This window comes from Paracoccus endophyticus (genome assembly GCF_003286075.1).
Classification (GTDB): domain Bacteria; phylum Pseudomonadota; class Alphaproteobacteria; order Rhodobacterales; family Rhodobacteraceae; genus Paracoccus; species Paracoccus endophyticus.
Map to the genome: position 1 here is coordinate 87,953 of NZ_QLUV01000006.1, position 14,294 is coordinate 102,246.

Annotated in this window: 16 protein-coding genes and 1 other RNA gene; 13 read left to right on the plus strand and 4 right to left on the minus strand. The window is 69.4% G+C overall.

Annotation, left to right across the window (positions count from 1 at the left end; translation table 11 throughout):
* Positions 1 to 47: 47 nt before the first annotated feature.
* Positions 48 to 980 carry a TDT family transporter gene (locus DPQ23_RS09110; RefSeq protein ID WP_162630702.1) on the minus strand — a complete coding sequence of 311 codons (933 nt, stop codon included), beginning with the start codon at positions 978 to 980 and terminating at the stop codon, positions 48 to 50.
* Between the two features lie 293 nt (positions 981 to 1,273).
* Between DPQ23_RS09110 and DPQ23_RS09115 the strand changes: the two genes are divergently transcribed.
* The 6 genes from DPQ23_RS09115 (at position 1,274) to DPQ23_RS09140 (ending at position 7,138) form a co-directional block, all read left to right on the plus strand.
* On the plus strand, positions 1,274 to 2,416 hold the full coding sequence (locus tag DPQ23_RS09115; RefSeq protein WP_112874383.1) for an OmpP1/FadL family transporter: 1,143 nt from the start codon (positions 1,274 to 1,276) through the stop codon (positions 2,414 to 2,416).
* A 121-nt stretch (positions 2,417 to 2,537) separates the two neighbouring features.
* The gene (locus tag DPQ23_RS09120) at positions 2,538 to 3,395 is read left to right on the plus strand and encodes an ATPase (RefSeq protein WP_112874384.1); all 858 of its coding nucleotides are present in this window, start codon (positions 2,538 to 2,540) and stop codon (positions 3,393 to 3,395) included.
* Positions 3,395 to 4,321, plus strand: coding sequence for a homoserine O-succinyltransferase (locus tag DPQ23_RS09125; RefSeq protein ID WP_112874385.1), 927 nt, complete (start codon positions 3,395 to 3,397; stop codon positions 4,319 to 4,321). The genes DPQ23_RS09120 and DPQ23_RS09125 overlap by 1 nt, the downstream gene beginning before the upstream one ends.
* A gap of 73 nt (positions 4,322 to 4,394) precedes the next feature.
* A complete protein-coding gene (ppk2, locus tag DPQ23_RS09130) occupies positions 4,395 to 5,285 on the plus strand; it encodes a polyphosphate kinase 2 (protein WP_112874386.1) in 891 nt (296 codons plus the stop codon).
* Between the two features lie 77 nt (positions 5,286 to 5,362).
* On the plus strand, positions 5,363 to 6,106 hold the full coding sequence (locus DPQ23_RS09135) for an SDR family NAD(P)-dependent oxidoreductase (protein WP_112874387.1): 744 nt from the start codon (positions 5,363 to 5,365) through the stop codon (positions 6,104 to 6,106).
* Positions 6,107 to 6,142: 36 nt separating this feature from the next.
* Positions 6,143 to 7,138 (plus strand): NAD(P)/FAD-dependent oxidoreductase, encoded by a 996-nt coding sequence (locus DPQ23_RS09140; RefSeq protein ID WP_112874462.1) that lies wholly within the window; start codon positions 6,143 to 6,145, stop codon positions 7,136 to 7,138.
* A 9-nt stretch (positions 7,139 to 7,147) separates the two neighbouring features.
* On the opposite strand, the gene DPQ23_RS09145 is transcribed toward DPQ23_RS09140, so the two are convergent.
* Positions 7,148 to 7,822 carry a 5'-methylthioadenosine/S-adenosylhomocysteine nucleosidase gene (locus DPQ23_RS09145; RefSeq protein WP_112874388.1) on the minus strand — a complete coding sequence of 225 codons (675 nt, stop codon included), beginning with the start codon at positions 7,820 to 7,822 and terminating at the stop codon, positions 7,148 to 7,150.
* A 117-nt stretch (positions 7,823 to 7,939) separates the two neighbouring features.
* Here DPQ23_RS09145 and DPQ23_RS09150 point away from each other — a divergent pair, with 117 nt between their 5' ends.
* The 4 genes from DPQ23_RS09150 to ssrA all read left to right on the plus strand — a co-directional run bounded on the left by DPQ23_RS09150 (position 7,940) and on the right by ssrA (position 10,461).
* Positions 7,940 to 8,995 (plus strand): ABC transporter substrate-binding protein, encoded by a 1,056-nt coding sequence (locus tag DPQ23_RS09150; protein WP_112874463.1) that lies wholly within the window; start codon positions 7,940 to 7,942, stop codon positions 8,993 to 8,995.
* A 78-nt stretch (positions 8,996 to 9,073) separates the two neighbouring features.
* Positions 9,074 to 9,490 (plus strand): PaaI family thioesterase, encoded by a 417-nt coding sequence (locus DPQ23_RS09155; protein ID WP_112874389.1) that lies wholly within the window; start codon positions 9,074 to 9,076, stop codon positions 9,488 to 9,490.
* A gap of 85 nt (positions 9,491 to 9,575) precedes the next feature.
* Positions 9,576 to 10,106: a DsrE family protein gene (locus DPQ23_RS09160; RefSeq protein WP_162630703.1), complete on the plus strand. Its 531-nt coding sequence runs from the start codon at positions 9,576 to 9,578 to the stop codon at positions 10,104 to 10,106.
* Positions 10,106 to 10,461, plus strand: a transfer-messenger RNA (tmRNA) gene (gene ssrA / locus DPQ23_RS09165). The genes DPQ23_RS09160 and ssrA overlap by 1 nt, the downstream gene beginning before the upstream one ends.
* Before the next feature lie 8 nt (positions 10,462 to 10,469).
* Here the strand turns inward: ssrA and DPQ23_RS09170 are convergent.
* Positions 10,470 to 11,147 carry a DUF2270 domain-containing protein gene (locus tag DPQ23_RS09170; protein WP_112874390.1) on the minus strand — a complete coding sequence of 226 codons (678 nt, stop codon included), beginning with the start codon at positions 11,145 to 11,147 and terminating at the stop codon, positions 10,470 to 10,472.
* Positions 11,148 to 11,307: 160 nt separating this feature from the next.
* Here DPQ23_RS09170 and DPQ23_RS09175 point away from each other — a divergent pair, with 160 nt between their 5' ends.
* Complete coding sequence (locus DPQ23_RS09175) at positions 11,308 to 11,970, plus strand: glutathione S-transferase (RefSeq protein ID WP_112874391.1); 663 nt, start codon at positions 11,308 to 11,310, stop codon at positions 11,968 to 11,970.
* A gap of 34 nt (positions 11,971 to 12,004) precedes the next feature.
* The gene (locus tag DPQ23_RS09180) at positions 12,005 to 13,264 is read left to right on the plus strand and encodes a glutamate-5-semialdehyde dehydrogenase (RefSeq protein ID WP_420818576.1); all 1,260 of its coding nucleotides are present in this window, start codon (positions 12,005 to 12,007) and stop codon (positions 13,262 to 13,264) included.
* A 26-nt stretch (positions 13,265 to 13,290) separates the two neighbouring features.
* Here the strand turns inward: DPQ23_RS09180 and DPQ23_RS09185 are convergent, their stop codons facing one another.
* Positions 13,291 to 13,956: a histidine phosphotransferase family protein gene (locus DPQ23_RS09185; protein ID WP_240602601.1), complete on the minus strand. Its 666-nt coding sequence runs from the start codon at positions 13,954 to 13,956 to the stop codon at positions 13,291 to 13,293.
* Between the two features lie 48 nt (positions 13,957 to 14,004).
* On the opposite strand from DPQ23_RS09185, the gene DPQ23_RS09190 reads away from it, so the two are divergent.
* Entirely contained in the window at positions 14,005 to 14,199 is a 195-nt protein-coding gene (locus DPQ23_RS09190; protein WP_112874392.1) for a DUF3553 domain-containing protein, read from the plus strand.
* Positions 14,200 to 14,294: the final 95 nt, after the last annotated feature.

Here is a 14,294-nt window from a genome sequence, read left to right on the forward strand (position 1 = left end):
GGCCGCTTCCCCTTTCACGCGGATGCGGAAAAGTCCAGCGCAGGCCATCAGGCGATCGCGGCGTTTGTCTTGACCGGCAGCCGCCCCCGCGCCCAGTCGCGCAGGATCGCCACCAGCACGGGCAGCACGACCAGGGTGGCCGCCACCAGCAGCCCGCCCGCGATCAGCCGGTGGGCGTCGCCGGGCACCGCGCGCCACAGCGCCACCCAGGCCGCAGCCGTCGCCGCCAGCGGAAAGCACAGGGCGCCCCATAGGGCCGAAAAGCCCGCCGCCAGCAGCCAGCGCGCCGCTGCCGCCAGCGCCACCGCGACGGCCAGCGCGGCCCAGGCCAGCACCTGGCCCGTGCCCGTCCAGCCCAGCCCCAGCGCGACGGTGGCAAACAGCGCCAGTGGCGCAAGGTGGATCGCCAGCAGCGGACGCAGGGGCGCAGGCATCCGCATGGCCCGCGCCTGCCGCAGGCTGACGGCATAGATCAGCACGGCGGCCGCCAGCGCGGGCCAGACCAGGACAGCCGCCAGGCCCGGCCACCCCACCTCAAGCGCCGCGCGCGCCGCCACGATCAGGCCGGTGAACGCCAGATGCCAGACGGGGGTGACGCGGCGCTGTTCGGGCGGCGCGCCGCGCAGCACGCCGATCAGCACCGCCAGAAAGGCCACATGCGCCGCCAGCCCCACACCGACCATCAGCCGCCCAGCCCCGGTCGAGAAACCGGCCACCAGCGCGCCCCCCAGATACAGCGACAGCACGCCTGCGGCGACGCCCGCGCGTCCCGGCAGGATCGCCAGTTCGTCACGCAGGACGCCCGGCCTGCGCACAAGCTTGCCGGCATAGGCCAGGGCGGCAAAGCCAAGGACCGCCACCGCAGCACCGGCCAGCAGGTCGGCGATTGCGGCGGGCAGGGCAAACGCCGGGACGCCCCCTCGCCACGCCAGCGCCAAGGCCAGGGTGCCCAGGATCGGCGGAAAGACCGCCGGAGGCACCCGGCGCCACAACCCTGGCGGGACCGATCGGGGCATTGCGAATCGCAGACGTTGTGCGCGCACCCGGGGTGCGGTCGGGCGCAGGACAGGAGGGGGGATGTCGGGGCGCTGCGGGCTCATTCCGGCATCATCCCAGAACGTGCGGGCGGCGCAAGCGTTGCGGGGGCGACACGATGCAATGAAATGGCGGCCAAGACGCCGCGTCATGGGGTTCGCATGATTGACCGCAGGGCCGATAATGGACCTTGTCGGTCGGCAAGGGGCCGCCGATTGCGGCCTCAGGGAGGAACGACATGACCAGACTGATCACGGGCGTCGGCGCCCTGCTGATGACCACCGCGCCCGTGCTGGCCGGCGGGATCGAGCGTGCGCCCCAGTCCATCGGCATCCTGTTCGAGCAGGGCAACTACGTCGAGTTCGGCACCGGGCGCCTCAGCCCCGACATCTCGGGGCGCGACGTGGCGCTGTTCGGCGGCAGCGCGACCGGCGACGTGGCCGAGGACTACAATTTCTTTGGCTTCGGCTACAAGCACCAGTTCAACGACAACCTGTCGGCCGCGCTCATCGCCGAGCAGCCCTATGGCGCTGACATCAGCTATCCGCTCGGTGGCTCTGTCGCGCTGGCGGGCACCTATGCCTATGTGAACTCGACCACCTATACGGCGCTTCTGCGCTATACGATGGACAACGGCTTCGGCGTCCACGGCGGCCTGCGCGGGTCGCGCGCGGACGGCGAGGTCAACCTGAGCGGCCTGGCCTATGGCCCGGTCTCGGGCTACAACGTCGAACTCGACAGCGCCTGGGGCTGGGGCTATGCGGTCGGCGCCAGCTGGGAAAGGCCGGACATCGCGGCCCGCGTGTCGCTGACCTACAACTCGCCCATCGACCACGACTTCGACACGACCGAGACGTTGGGCGGGGCCGCGCTTCGTCGGGGTGAGACGACCACGACGGTCAGCACCCCCCGCTCGTGGAACCTCGAGGCGCAGACCGGAATTGCCCCCGATACCCTGCTGTTCGGCTCGATTCGCTGGGTCAACTGGTCCGAATTCAAGGTTGCGCCCCAGGCCTTCAGCTGCGTGCCGGCAAGCGTGGCGCCACCCTGCTTTGGCGTGACCGATGGCCTCGTCTCGCTGGAAGACACCACCACCTATGTCATCGGCGTGGCCCGCAAGTTCACCGATACGTGGTCGGGGGCGATGTCTTTCACCTATGAGAAGGAGGGCGACGAGCTGGTCTCGCCGCTGGCCCCCTATACGGGACGCAAGGGCATCTCGCTGGCCGCGATCTATACCCAGGACCAGTGGAAGGTCACGACCGGCGTCAGCTATTTCAAGCTGGGCGACGCGAGCGCGCAGACCGGCGGCGCCGCCCGCGCCCTGATGCGCGACAGCGACGCCGTGGGCGTCGGCGTCAAGGTCGGCTACAGCTTCTGAACCTTGGCGCACTGCATCGAAGGCCTCGCCCCCCCGGGCGGGGCCTTTTGCATGACCCCCTGCCCCTTTCCTATTCCGGGGCCGCGTCTTACCTGTGCGCCGGGACAGGCCGAGGGACAGCATGATCTATCAGACCGGGCAGGACTGGCGCGACGCGGGGCACAAGCGGGTGATGCTGTTCGGCATGTCGGGCCTGGGCAAGACCCATATCGCCACCATGCTGCGCCAGTCAGGGACGTGGTTTCACTATTCGGTCGATTACCGGATCGGCACGCGCTATCTGGGCGAGTTGATCGGCGATGATTACAAGCGGCTGGCGATGCAGGTCCCGCTGCTGCGCGAGCTGCTGATGACCGATTCCGTCCGCATCACCAGCAACATCAGGTTCGACAACCTGGCGCCGCTGTCGTGCTGGCTGGGCAAGCCGGGCGATCCGGCGCGCGGCGGCCTGCCATTCGACGACTACATGGCCCGGCAGGACCAGCACCGCGCGGCCGAGATCCAGTCGCTGACCGACGCTATCCGGTTCCTGCAGCGGGCCGAGGACATCTATGGCTATCCGCATTTCATCTGCGACACCTCGGGCTCGATCTGCGAGGTGGTCTCGCCCGACGACCCCGCCGACCCGCTGATGACGGCCCTGAGCGCGCATCTGCTGCCGGTCTGGATCGAGGGGTCCGCGGCGCACACGGCCGAGCTGGTGCGCCGCTTCGACCGCGCGCCCAAGCCGATGTACTATCATCCCGACTTCCTGCGCGCGGCCTGGGCGGACTATGGCCGCGCCCATCCCGGTCCCGTGGACCCGGACGCATTCATCCGCTGGACCTATGCCCGCGCCCTGGCCCATCGCCAGCCCCGCTATGCGGCCATGGCCCGCCACCATGGCGTGACCGTCAGCGCCGACGAGGTTGCGCGCCTGCGCCAGCCCGCCGACTTTGTCGCGCTGATCGCGTCGGCCATCGACAGAAAGGACGACTGATGCCCATCACCCTGCCCGAGGACCTTCCCGCCTTCGACATCCTGTCGCGCGAAGGCGTCATGGTGATGTCGCCGGGCCGTGCCGCGACGCAGGACATCCGCCCGCTGCGGATCGCGCTGCTGAACCTGATGCCGAAGAAGATCCAGACAGAAAACCAGTTCGCCCGGCTGATCGGGGCCACACCCCTGCAGATCGGCCTGTCGCTGATCCGCATGTCCGACCACGAATCCAAGAACACCGCGGCCGACCACATGGCCTCGTTCTATCGCCCCTTCGCCGAGGTCGAGGCCTCGGGCGACCGCTTCGACGGGCTGATCGTGACCGGCGCCCCCATCGAGCACCTGCCGTTCGCGCAAGTGACCTACTGGGACGAACTGCGCCGCGTGTTCGACTGGTCGCGCACCCATGTCCATTCCAGCTTCGGCGTGTGCTGGGGCGGCATGGCGATGGCGTATCATTTCCACGGCGTGCCCAAGCACGACCTGCCGGCCAAGGCGTTCGGCTGCTTCCGACACCGCAACCTGGCGCCCTCCAGCCCGTTCCTGCGCGGGTTTTCCGACGACGTGCTGATCCCCGTCAGCCGCTGGACCGAGGTGCGGCAGGCCGACATCGACGCGCGCCCGTCCCTTGTCACCCTGCTGGCCAGCGACGAGGTCGGCCCCTGCCTGATCGAGGACCCCGGGCATCGCGCGCTGTATATCTTCAACCACCTGGAATACGACAGCGGCACGCTGAAGGAGGAATACGACCGCGACGTGGCGGCCGGAAAGCCGATCAACGTGCCGGCGAACTATTACCCCGACGACGACCCTTCGCGCGGCCCGTCGAACCGCTGGCGCAGCCACGCCCATCTGCTTTACGGCAACTGGATCAACGAGATCTATCAGACCACGCCCTTCGACCTGGCCGACATCGGCCGGGCCTGAAGGGGGGGCGCGCGGCCGCGCTTGCCAAACGCCGTGCCGGGCCTGATGCTGGCCCCGACACGGAAAGGCCGCCATGACCCGCAAACCCGCCCCGTCCGACATCCCCTTCGTCGGTGCGATCACCCGCTATCTGCAGGAGGACGCGCCCCCCGCCGTGCGGCTTGCGATCCAGCAGGCCGGCAAGGACGACATCCTCGACCCCGGCTATCCTTACCGCGAGGAGATGAACGGCCACGACTATGACCGCCGGATGCAGGCGTTGCAGGTCGAGCTGGTCAAGATGCTGCGCTGCGTGATCGACACCGGCCAGCGCGTCGTGGTCCTGTTCGAGGGGCGCGACGCGGCCGGCAAGGGCGGGACCATCGGCGCGCTGAGCGAGAACCTGAACCCGCGGTCCGCCTATGTCGTGGCGCTGCCCAAGCCGACCGAGCGCGAGACGGGCCAGTGGTATTTCCAGCGCTACACCTCGCGGTTGCCGGCGGCGGGCGAAATGGCGCTGTTCGACCGCAGCTGGTACAACCGCGGTGTCGTGGAAAAGGTCTTCGGCTTCTCGACCGAGGATCAGCGCCAGATGTTCTTCCGCCAGGTCCCCGACTATGAGCGGCTGCTGACGATGGACGGCATCATCCTGGTCAAGCTGTGGCTGACGGTCGGCCGCGCCGAGCAGCTCAAGCGGTTCCTGGACCGCGAGCGTGACCCGCTGAAGCATTGGAAGCTGAGCCACATCGATGTCGAGGGGCTGGCGCGCTGGGACGAGTACAGCACCGCCATCACCGAGACGCTGAACCTGTCGCACACGCTGGACGCGCCCTGGACGGTGATCCGGTCCGACGACAAGAAGCGCGCGCGGCTGGCCGCCATCCAGACGGTGCTGGGACGGGTGAACTATGCCGGCAAGGACGCGCAGGCCGTGGGCGCGATCGACGCCAGCATCGTGGGCGGACCCGAAATGCTGGTGCGCTGACCCGCGCGCGCCGCCTTGCCCGGGGACGGGACGGCGGCTAGGATTATTGAACATACGTTCATTTTCTGGGGGATCACATGGATCTGTCGAACGCCCGCGCCATCGTCACCGGCGGCGCCTCGGGCTTGGGTGCGGCCACGGCGCAGCACTTCCGCGAACGGGGGGCGCAGGTGACGGTGCTGGACCTGAACGAGGACGCAACAGCCTTTGCCGACAGCATCGGCGCCGGGTTCGCCCGCACCGACGTCACCGACGAGGCCAGCGTCGCCGCGGCCGTGGCGCAGGCCGTCGCGGCGATGGGCGGGCTGGACCTGTGCGTGAACTGCGCAGGCATCGCCATCGGCGAAAAGACCGTTGGCCGCGACGGGCCGCACCGGCTGGACAGCTTTCGCCGCACCATCGACATCAACCTGGTCGGCAGCTTCAACGTGCTGCGTCTTGCCGCCGCCGAGATGGCGCGCAACGGCCGGGCCGAGAACGGCGTGATCGTCAACACCGCCTCGATCGCGGCCTTCGACGGACAGGCGGGCCAGGCCGCCTATGCCGCGTCCAAGGCCGGCATCGCCGGGATGACCCTGCCCATCGCCCGCGACCTTGCACGCAGCGGCATCCGCGTCTGCACCATCGCGCCGGGCATCTTCGGCACGCCGATGCTGCGCGGGCTGCCGCAGGACGTCCAGGACAGCCTGGCCGCCGAGGTGACGTTCCCCAAGCGGCTGGGCGATCCGCAGGAATTCGCGCGGCTGGCCGCCTTCATCGTCGAATGCGGCTATCTGAACGGCGAAACGATCCGGCTGGACGGCGCGTTGCGTATGCAATGACCGCCAAAGGGCCGCCGCGAGTTGAAGGGCCGCATCATGCAGGACACCACTGTCACCGAAGCCACCCCAGCTGACGCAACCGCCGACGCGGCCGCCCAGCCTGCCCCGGACCGGACGCCCGACGTCTGGGACTGCCTGATCGTCGGCGGCGGTCCGGCGGGGCTGACGGCGGCCATCTATCTGGCGCGGTTTCACCGACGGGCGCTGGTCGTGGACAAGGGCGAGGGGCGCATGCAGATGATCCCCGTCAGCCACAATCATGCCGGCTATCCCGATGGCGTGGCCGGCGTCGCCCTGCTGGACAGGATGCGCGAGCAGGCGCGCCAGTACGGGGCAACGTTGCGCACGGGCGAGGTGGTGGGCCTGCACCGCGACGGCGACGGCTTTCGCGCCGAGACCCACGACGGCGCGGTGCGGGCGCGCACCGTCCTGCTGGCGACGGGCGTCGTGAACCACCGCCCCCCGCTGGACGAGGCGCAGCACGCCGACGCGGTCGCGCGCGGCCTGCTGCGCTATTGTCCGATCTGCGACGCCTTCGAGCAGACGGGCAAGCGCATCGGGGTTCTGGGCGGCGACACCCACGGGCTTGCCGAAGCGTTGTTCCTGCGCAGCTACAGTCGGGACATCACCCTGCTGGGGCTGGCCTCCGTCGCGCTGACGCCCGACGAACAGGCGCAGGCCGACGCTGCAGGAATCAGGGTCGTGACGACCCCGGTCAGCAGCTTCGACTTCGGCGACGAGGTGCGCCTGACGCTGGACGACGGCTCGACGGTGGTGCTCGACACGCTCTATGCCGGCCTGGGATCGACGACGCGCAACGACCTGGGGCGCGCGCTGGGAACCGATCTGTGCGAGAACCAGTGCTTTCTGACCGACGACCAGCAGCGCACGAACGTGCCCGGGATCTATGCGGCGGGCGACGCGGTCGAGGGGCTGGACCAGATCAGCTATGCGATGGGCACCGCCGCCCGCGCCGCGGTGGCGATCCACAACGACCTGCGCGACAGGGACGGACAGACCCTGGCGGAATGAGCGGCCGGTTCAGCCGTCCAGCAGACCGGCCGCAATGCAGCGTTCCAGCCGCGCCACGGCGTCCGCCAGCCGCCGGTCGATCACGTCCAGATAGCGCGTCCAGTCCATCAGCCCCGTGACGGGCGCGGTTCCGTCGGAAATCCCGCGCAGCCCGATCAGCGGCACGCCGAACGCGGTGCAGGCCCGCAGAACGGCGAATGTCTCCATGTCCACCATGTCGCCCGTGACGCCGGCATAGGCCGCGCCCGTCACGACCGAGGCGCCCGTGGACAGCGTGGCCGCCGGCAGCGCCGGGTCCGGCAGCGTCAGCAGCGGCAGGCGCGCGGGCAGGTCCAGAAACGGCGTGATGCCCGGCGCGAACCCCAGGGCGCTGGCATCCATGTCGCGGTAATCGACCGCCGACACCTGATAGACGCGCCCCTGTTCCAGCCGCTGCGACCCCGCGCTGCCCAGCGAGACGACAACCGCGGGCATCCGCCCGGCCCCGTGCAGCCGGGTCAGCGCCGCGGTCACCGACACCGCCGCCTCGACCGGGCCCACGCCCGTCATCAGCGGCCGCACCCGGCCGCGCAGCGCCGGTCCATACTCTGCCTCGGCCGCCATCACGAACAGGGCGGGCCGCCCGGCAAGCCCGTCCAGCGGCGGCAGCCCCGGCCGCGCGTCCGCCTGCGTCCCACGATCCATGTCCCTGTCCCCCCCGGCTGTCCCATGCGGACCCGTTTACCCTGCGCGCGACAGCGCCTTGAACCCGCATCGCCCCCCCGCTAGCGTTCCGCAAGCCCCCGACCGGAGATGATCTGCATGACCCCTCTGCGCACGACCGCCCTGGCCTTCGCCCTGGCCACCACCGCCCTGGTTTCGCAAGCCGTTGCCGCCGATGCCGAGCTGACCGTGTTCGACTGGGCCGGCTTCGAAGAGCCGGCGATCTTCCAGAAATACATCGACCAGCACGGCGAGCCGCCGACGTTCGCCTTCTATGGCGACGACGACGAGGCCTATCAGAAGCTCGCCTCGGGGTTCAAAGCCGATGTGGCCCATCCGTGCAGCCAGATGGTGTCCAAATACCGCGACGCCGGCCTGATCGAGCCGTGGGACGCAACGCGCATCCCGGCCCTTGCCGACATCGACCCGCAGTTCCTGAACTCGCCCGTCTTCAAGGACGATCAGGGGCTGTGGTACGTCCCGACGGACTTTGGCGCGACCGCCATCGCCTACAACACCGAAACGGTTCCGGCCGAGGACGTGGCCTCGCTGCAGGTGTTCGTGAACCCCGCCTATCAGGGGCGCACCTCGCTGCCCGATTCGGCCGACGACGTGTGGGCGCTGGCCTATCTGGCGACCGGCGTCACCGACTGGACCAAGGTCACGGACGAACAGTTCGCCGCCGCCGCCGACTGGCTGCGGCAGGCCCACAAGAACGTCGCCGCCTATTGGACCGACCCGGCCGAGCAGACGCAGCTGATGGCCTCGGGCGCCGTGGACGTCGCCTGGTCGTGGAACGACGGCGTCGTGCTGCTGCAGAAAGAGAACTATCCGGTCGGCTTTCAGCGCGCGCCCAAGGAAGGATCGTCCACGTTCTTCTGCGGCTTCATCAACCTGAAGGACGGGCCGGGCAACGAGGACAAGGCCTACGACTTCATCAACGCCTGGCTGGACCCGAGCGCCGCGCAGGGGCTGCTGGACACGATCGGCTACGGCCACACCAACCTCAAGGCGATGGAGACGATCAAGGACGATCCCCGCGTCAAGAGCGGCCTGGACCAGACCGGCGCGCCGATTCTGGCCCAGACGCCGAACGACCCCGCGCAACGCGAGCGTCAGCTGGCCGAGTTCGAAAAGATCAAGGCGGGGTTCTAGACCCAGCCTGACAAGCACCCGACGGGCGGCCCCGGCGGCCGCCCCGTCACGCACACCGATCACGCACGAGGGATCTGCATGGACCGCAGCGACCAGGACCGCATCGCGTTCGACCAGCCCGCCTTTGCGCAGCTGCTGGGCTTTCGGCTGATCTCGGCGGACCCCGACGCGGTGCTGGGCGAGCTTTCGGTCACGCAGGACATGGCCAACCGCAACGGCGTCATGCACGGCGGCGCCATCATGGCAATGGCCGACAACATGGGCGGCACCGCCACCATGATCAACCTGCCCGAGGGCAAGACCACGACCACGCTGGAAAGCAAGACCAACTTCCTGCGCGCCGTCCGCATCGGGGACGTGGCCACGGCCCGTTGCGTGCCGCTGCACAAGGGCCGCACGACGATGGTGTGGCAGACGACGATCACACGCGACGACGGAAAGACCGTCGCCATCGTGACGCAGACGCAAATGGTGATCGACTGGCGCAAGGACTGAAGGCGAGCCGACGCTTGCACGACTCGCTTGCCCTGTGGCGTTGCGCGTCCCACGCTGCAGGTCTTGCCCGTGCGGAGGAGACGCGATGACCCCCCTGAACCTGATCCGCCTGTCGGCGGCGGCGCTGTTCCTGTCGGCCTCGGTTGCCGTCGCGCAGACCGAATCCCAACCTGCCCCCGCTGCGGCTGCGGCGCCCGCCGCCGCCCCCAGCCCCGCTGCCGATGCGGCCCCCGCCCCCGCGGCCTATGCGTCGCAGAAGGTGGTCTATCACCTCAATCAGTCCGGCGGTCCCGAGGGCGCCGGCTATCGCGGGGCACTGGCCAATATCGAGAACCACCTTAACGCCCTGGGCGACGACAACATCGACCTGCGGGTGGTGATGCACGGCGACGGAGTCGAATTGCTGCAGCACGCCGACGGCGACATGCAGTTGCAGGGCCGTATCGCCGAGCTGAAAAGCCGGGGCGTGCGGTTCTTGGTCTGCAACAACACGCTGACCGCGCGCGACATTGACCCGGACACCCTGTTCGACGTCTACGATGACGACATCGTGCCGTCCGGGGTGGCGGAACTGGGCAAGCTGCAGGCCGAGGGCTTTGCCTATATCCGTCCGTGACGCTTGCAGGCACGAACGGCGCGACCTATATTCGACCTGTTCGGGTTCGCCCGGACTATGGACATAAACGCGCAGGTAATACGCGGCTCGGACCCGGGGGCGGTACCCGGCGGCTCCACCATCCATCCCTCGTTGGGGGCGAATGGGGCCGAAATAGGATCGACGAACGTCTAAAGCTGTCTGCTTTGTCTCGGTGAGCTACCACCGTTATCGGTGCAAAAAGTACAGTTGCCAACGACAACCGTGCTCCGGTGGCTCTGGCTGCGTAAGCAGTTCGAGTTATCGAAACCTAAGTCCTTGCGCTTAGCCGCGTAAGGCGGGGCCCCCAGGCGCCTGGCAACAGAAGCCTGGGACTTTCCGTCCTTACCCCATCGGTCCGTGGACGCCGCGTTCGGCGCTGCGCCGCGCATCCTCGCGCGTGACCCAGATCGCAAGCCCGGTCCAGACGCCGGCATAGACCGCGCCCAGCACAAGGATGATCCAGCCCGGAATCGGGCCGATCCGGGCCCGCTCGATGAAATGGGCAGCTGAATCGATGGGCGTCGGGTGGACCATCAGCTTGCCCACATAGGCGATGCCCTGGATCAGCAGGATCCACAGATAGTTGCTGCGCACGCGCCGGGCCAGCGCCGTCACATAGGTCACGTGATAGCGGGGGCTGCGGTAATCCTCGGCCAGCGTGACGTTCCAGTTCGTGCCGTCGTTCAGGTTGCCGTCGCGCAGCATCGGCACGAACAGGTGCTTTTCCATCCACCGCGCCCGCGCCCGCCAGACGTTGAAATACCGATAGCGCCGCGCCTCTAGCGCCAGGAACAGCTGGATCAGGATGCCCACAAGGATCAGCGGCAAGGGCGAGGCGTCGGGCGACGAAAAGGTGATCGACAGCGCGACCCCCAGCGTGACGACAGACCAGTTGGTCGTCGTGTCCAGCCGCGTCCGCCAGACGGTCGAGCGATAGATCTCGCCGCGATACAGATGCGCCAGCGCGCCGATCTCGGCCGTGCTGAAGTTGCGGCCCTCGGGCAGCCCGTCGTCGGCCATCGCATCCCCCCTGCCGCGGATTGCGGCCCCTGCCCCATGTGAGCGTGGCGCGCCGCCCCACGCAAGCGCGACCGTCCTTTCGCCCGCGCGCGGCCTGTGGCACCAAGGTCCGGTCCGCGCGCCGGGGGGCGGGCGCGACAGGGAACCCAAGGGGGGCGCGATGCTGACGATCCATCACCTGAACGAAAGCCGTTCGCAGCGCGTCATCTGGCTGGCCGAGGAACTGGGCCTGCCCTATCGCATCGTGCCCCACATCCGCGACCCGCGCAGCGCGCTGGCGCCCGACAGCCTGCGCCGCCTGCATCCCCTGGGCAAGGCCCCGCTGGTCGAGCATCGTGGTCGCGTGCTGGCGGAAACCGGCGCCATCGTCACGCATCTGGCAAGGGGCAGCGCGTTGCTGCCGCCCGAGGGCACCCCGGACGGCGACGCCGTGCGGTACTGGTTGCACTATGCCGAAGGCTCGGCCATGCCGCCGCTGGTGATGCGGCTGGTGCTGTCCCGGATTCCCCGGCGCACGCCATGGCTCGCGCGCCCGGTCGCCCGCGCCCTGGTGGCTGCCGTCCATTCAGCCTATCTCGGGCCGGAACTGGTCCGCCATGCAGAGTGGTGGGAGCGGACCCTGTCCGAGGACGGCTGGTTCGCGGGCGGCCAATTCAGCGCCGCGGACGTGATGATGAGCTTTCCGGTCGAGATGAGCGCGCGGCGGGCCGACCTGTCGGCCCGACCCGCCACCCGCGACTGGCTGGCGCGCATCCACGCCCGGCCCGCCTATGGGCGTGCGCTGGCCGCCGGCGGACCTTACAGCGGCGCTGCCGCAGGCTGACACGATGAACGGGATGACGACCGACATGACCGCGATGACCCAGACCGCCGACGACCTGATCGCCCGCATGGGCGCCGCCGCCCGCGACGCCGCGGCCGAGCTGGGCTGTGCCGGCGCCGAGCAGAAGCGCGCCGCGCTGATGGCCGCCGCCACCGCGATCCTGGACCGCGAGGGCGCCATCCTCGACGCCAATGCCCAGGACGTGGCCATGGCCCAGGCGCGCGACCTGTCGCCGGCGATGATCGACCGCCTCAGGCTGGACGCGGGCCGCATCCGCGCGATTGCCGAGGGCTTGCGCGCGGTGGCCGACCAGCCCGATCCCGTGGGCCGGGTGCTGGCGGAATGGGACCGGCCGAACGGCCTGCACATCCAGCGCGTCTTGACCCCGCTGGGGGTGCTGGGGGTGATCTACGAAAGCCGCCCCAACGTGACCGCCGACGCAGGCGCGCTGGCGCTGAAGTCTGGAAATGCCGTGATCCTGCGGGGCGGCACGGATTCGATCCACTCGTCCACGGCGATCCTGGGCTGCATGACCCAGGGGCTGCGCGACGCGGGCCTGCCCGAGGCGGCGATCCAGATGGTGCCCACGCGCGACAGGGCCGCCGTGGCCGCCATGCTGCGCGCGCAGGGGCTGATCGACGTCATCATCCCCCGCGGCGGCAAGGGACTGGTGGGGCTGGTGCAGGCCGAGGCGCGGGTCCCCGTCTTTGCCCATCTGGAAGGGATCTGCCACGTCTATGCCGATGGCGATGCCGATCTGGCCAAGGCGCGGCGGGTCGTTCTGAATGCCAAGACGCGTCGCACGGGCATCTGCGGCGCGGCGGAATGCCTGCTGATCGACCGGGCCTTTTACGCCCGGCACGGCGACGTCCTGATCCGCGACCTGCTGGACGCAGGCGTCGAGGTCCGGGCCGAGGGCGAGCTGGCCGACATCGCGGGCACCGTTCCGGCCCGTCCCGACGATTTCGGGCGCGAGTTCCTGGACAGCATCATCGCCGCCCGTCTTGTCGATGGCGTGGACGAGGCGATCGCCCATATCCGCCGCTTCGGCTCGGGCCACACCGAATCGATCCTGACGGAGAACGATGCGACCGCGGCGCGCTTTCTGCAACGGCTCGACAGCGCGATCCTGATGCGCAACGCCTCGACCCAGTTTGCCGATGGGGGCGAGTTCGGCATGGGCGCGGAAATCGGCATCGCCACCGGAAAGCTGCACGCCCGCGGGCCGGTGGGCGCCGAACAGTTGACCAGCTTCAAGTACATCGTGACGGGGGACGGAACGATCCGGTCCTGACCGCCCGGCGGGGCCGGGCCGGTTCGTCAGAACGCGATCTCGGCCCCGGCCTCGTCCAGTTCCCAGCTGACGCGACGGCCGGCGTCGCGGGCGATCAGGCCCAGCAGCGGGAAATGCACCTCGCCCGGGGCGGGGTCCGGGCGGTGACCGCCGTCCGGCGCGTCCAGCCACCCCCACAGCGACAGGTCGATCCGCGTGCGCGCCGCCTCGCCCACCAGCCGCCAGCCGGGCCCGGCGCGGCAGACCAGCAGCCGGCCGCCCCAAGGCAGCGCGCTGTCCATGCACATCAGGGCCAGCGCGACCATCCGCGCCTCGATCCGGGACAGATCGCCCGCGCCGTCCACCTCGATCGACAGGCGGCCGCCGCGGGCATAGGCGGACAGCACCGTCCCAAGCTCGCCGATGCCCATGCGCTGGTCGGCCGCCGCATGACCGAAAGCCACGCGGAACAGCTTGATGCGCGCGCGCGCGGCCTCGACGCTTTCGCCGATCAGCGACAGTTCGGGCGACTTGGCGATGCCCGGAAACTCGCCCGACATCTCCAGCAGCTCGACCCCGTTCCCGATTGCGCCCAGGGGCGAGATCAGGTCATGGCACAGACGCGAGCCGACCAGCGCGGCAAGGTTCAGCCGCCGCAGGGTGTCGTCTGCCGGGGCCATGTGGTCATAGGACAGAATTGCCGCGGGGTTCATCACGCGCTAGCCTGCGATGCGGCGGTGCGGGGAAGGTGTCGAAAGGCCATGGTCAACGAAATCCTTGAACCGGGAATGCTGGTGCGCCACCCCGACGCCCCCGACTGGGGCATCGGCCAGGTCCAGTCGCGGATCGGCGACCGCATCACCATCAACTTCACGGACGCCGGCAAGCAGGTCGTGGATGGCAGTCGGGTTCGTCTGGCCTTGATCATGGATCATCCCGGCGCGCACGGGTCATAGACGCCGACCCTAGATCAACCTGTGCGCGAGTCAAGCGGGATGCCGCCGATCCCCGGACATTGCATCCCGCACATCAACGCCCTATGAGGCGCGAC

Coding starts and splice junctions, on each gene's coding strand:
- DPQ23_RS09115 (WP_112874383.1), top strand. CDS start 1,274: ATGACCAGACTGATCACGGGCGTCGGCGCCCTGCTGATGACCACCGCG.
- DPQ23_RS09120 (WP_112874384.1), top strand. CDS start 2,538: ATGATCTATCAGACCGGGCAGGACTGGCGCGACGCGGGGCACAAGCGG.
- DPQ23_RS09125 (WP_112874385.1), top strand. CDS start 3,395: ATGCCCATCACCCTGCCCGAGGACCTTCCCGCCTTCGACATCCTGTCG.
- ppk2 (WP_112874386.1), top strand. CDS start 4,395: ATGACCCGCAAACCCGCCCCGTCCGACATCCCCTTCGTCGGTGCGATC.
- DPQ23_RS09135 (WP_112874387.1), top strand. CDS start 5,363: ATGGATCTGTCGAACGCCCGCGCCATCGTCACCGGCGGCGCCTCGGGC.
- DPQ23_RS09140 (WP_112874462.1), top strand. CDS start 6,143: ATGCAGGACACCACTGTCACCGAAGCCACCCCAGCTGACGCAACCGCC.
- DPQ23_RS09145 (WP_112874388.1), bottom strand. CDS start 7,822: ATGGATCGTGGGACGCAGGCGGACGCGCGGCCGGGGCTGCCGCCGCTG.
- DPQ23_RS09150 (WP_112874463.1), top strand. CDS start 7,940: ATGACCCCTCTGCGCACGACCGCCCTGGCCTTCGCCCTGGCCACCACC.
- DPQ23_RS09155 (WP_112874389.1), top strand. CDS start 9,074: ATGGACCGCAGCGACCAGGACCGCATCGCGTTCGACCAGCCCGCCTTT.
- DPQ23_RS09160 (WP_162630703.1), top strand. CDS start 9,576: ATGACCCCCCTGAACCTGATCCGCCTGTCGGCGGCGGCGCTGTTCCTG.
- DPQ23_RS09170 (WP_112874390.1), bottom strand. CDS start 11,147: ATGGCCGACGACGGGCTGCCCGAGGGCCGCAACTTCAGCACGGCCGAG.
- DPQ23_RS09175 (WP_112874391.1), top strand. CDS start 11,308: ATGCTGACGATCCATCACCTGAACGAAAGCCGTTCGCAGCGCGTCATC.
- DPQ23_RS09180 (WP_420818576.1), top strand. CDS start 12,005: ATGACCCAGACCGCCGACGACCTGATCGCCCGCATGGGCGCCGCCGCC.
- DPQ23_RS09185 (WP_240602601.1), bottom strand. CDS start 13,956: ATGAACCCCGCGGCAATTCTGTCCTATGACCACATGGCCCCGGCAGAC.
- DPQ23_RS09190 (WP_112874392.1), top strand. CDS start 14,005: ATGGTCAACGAAATCCTTGAACCGGGAATGCTGGTGCGCCACCCCGAC.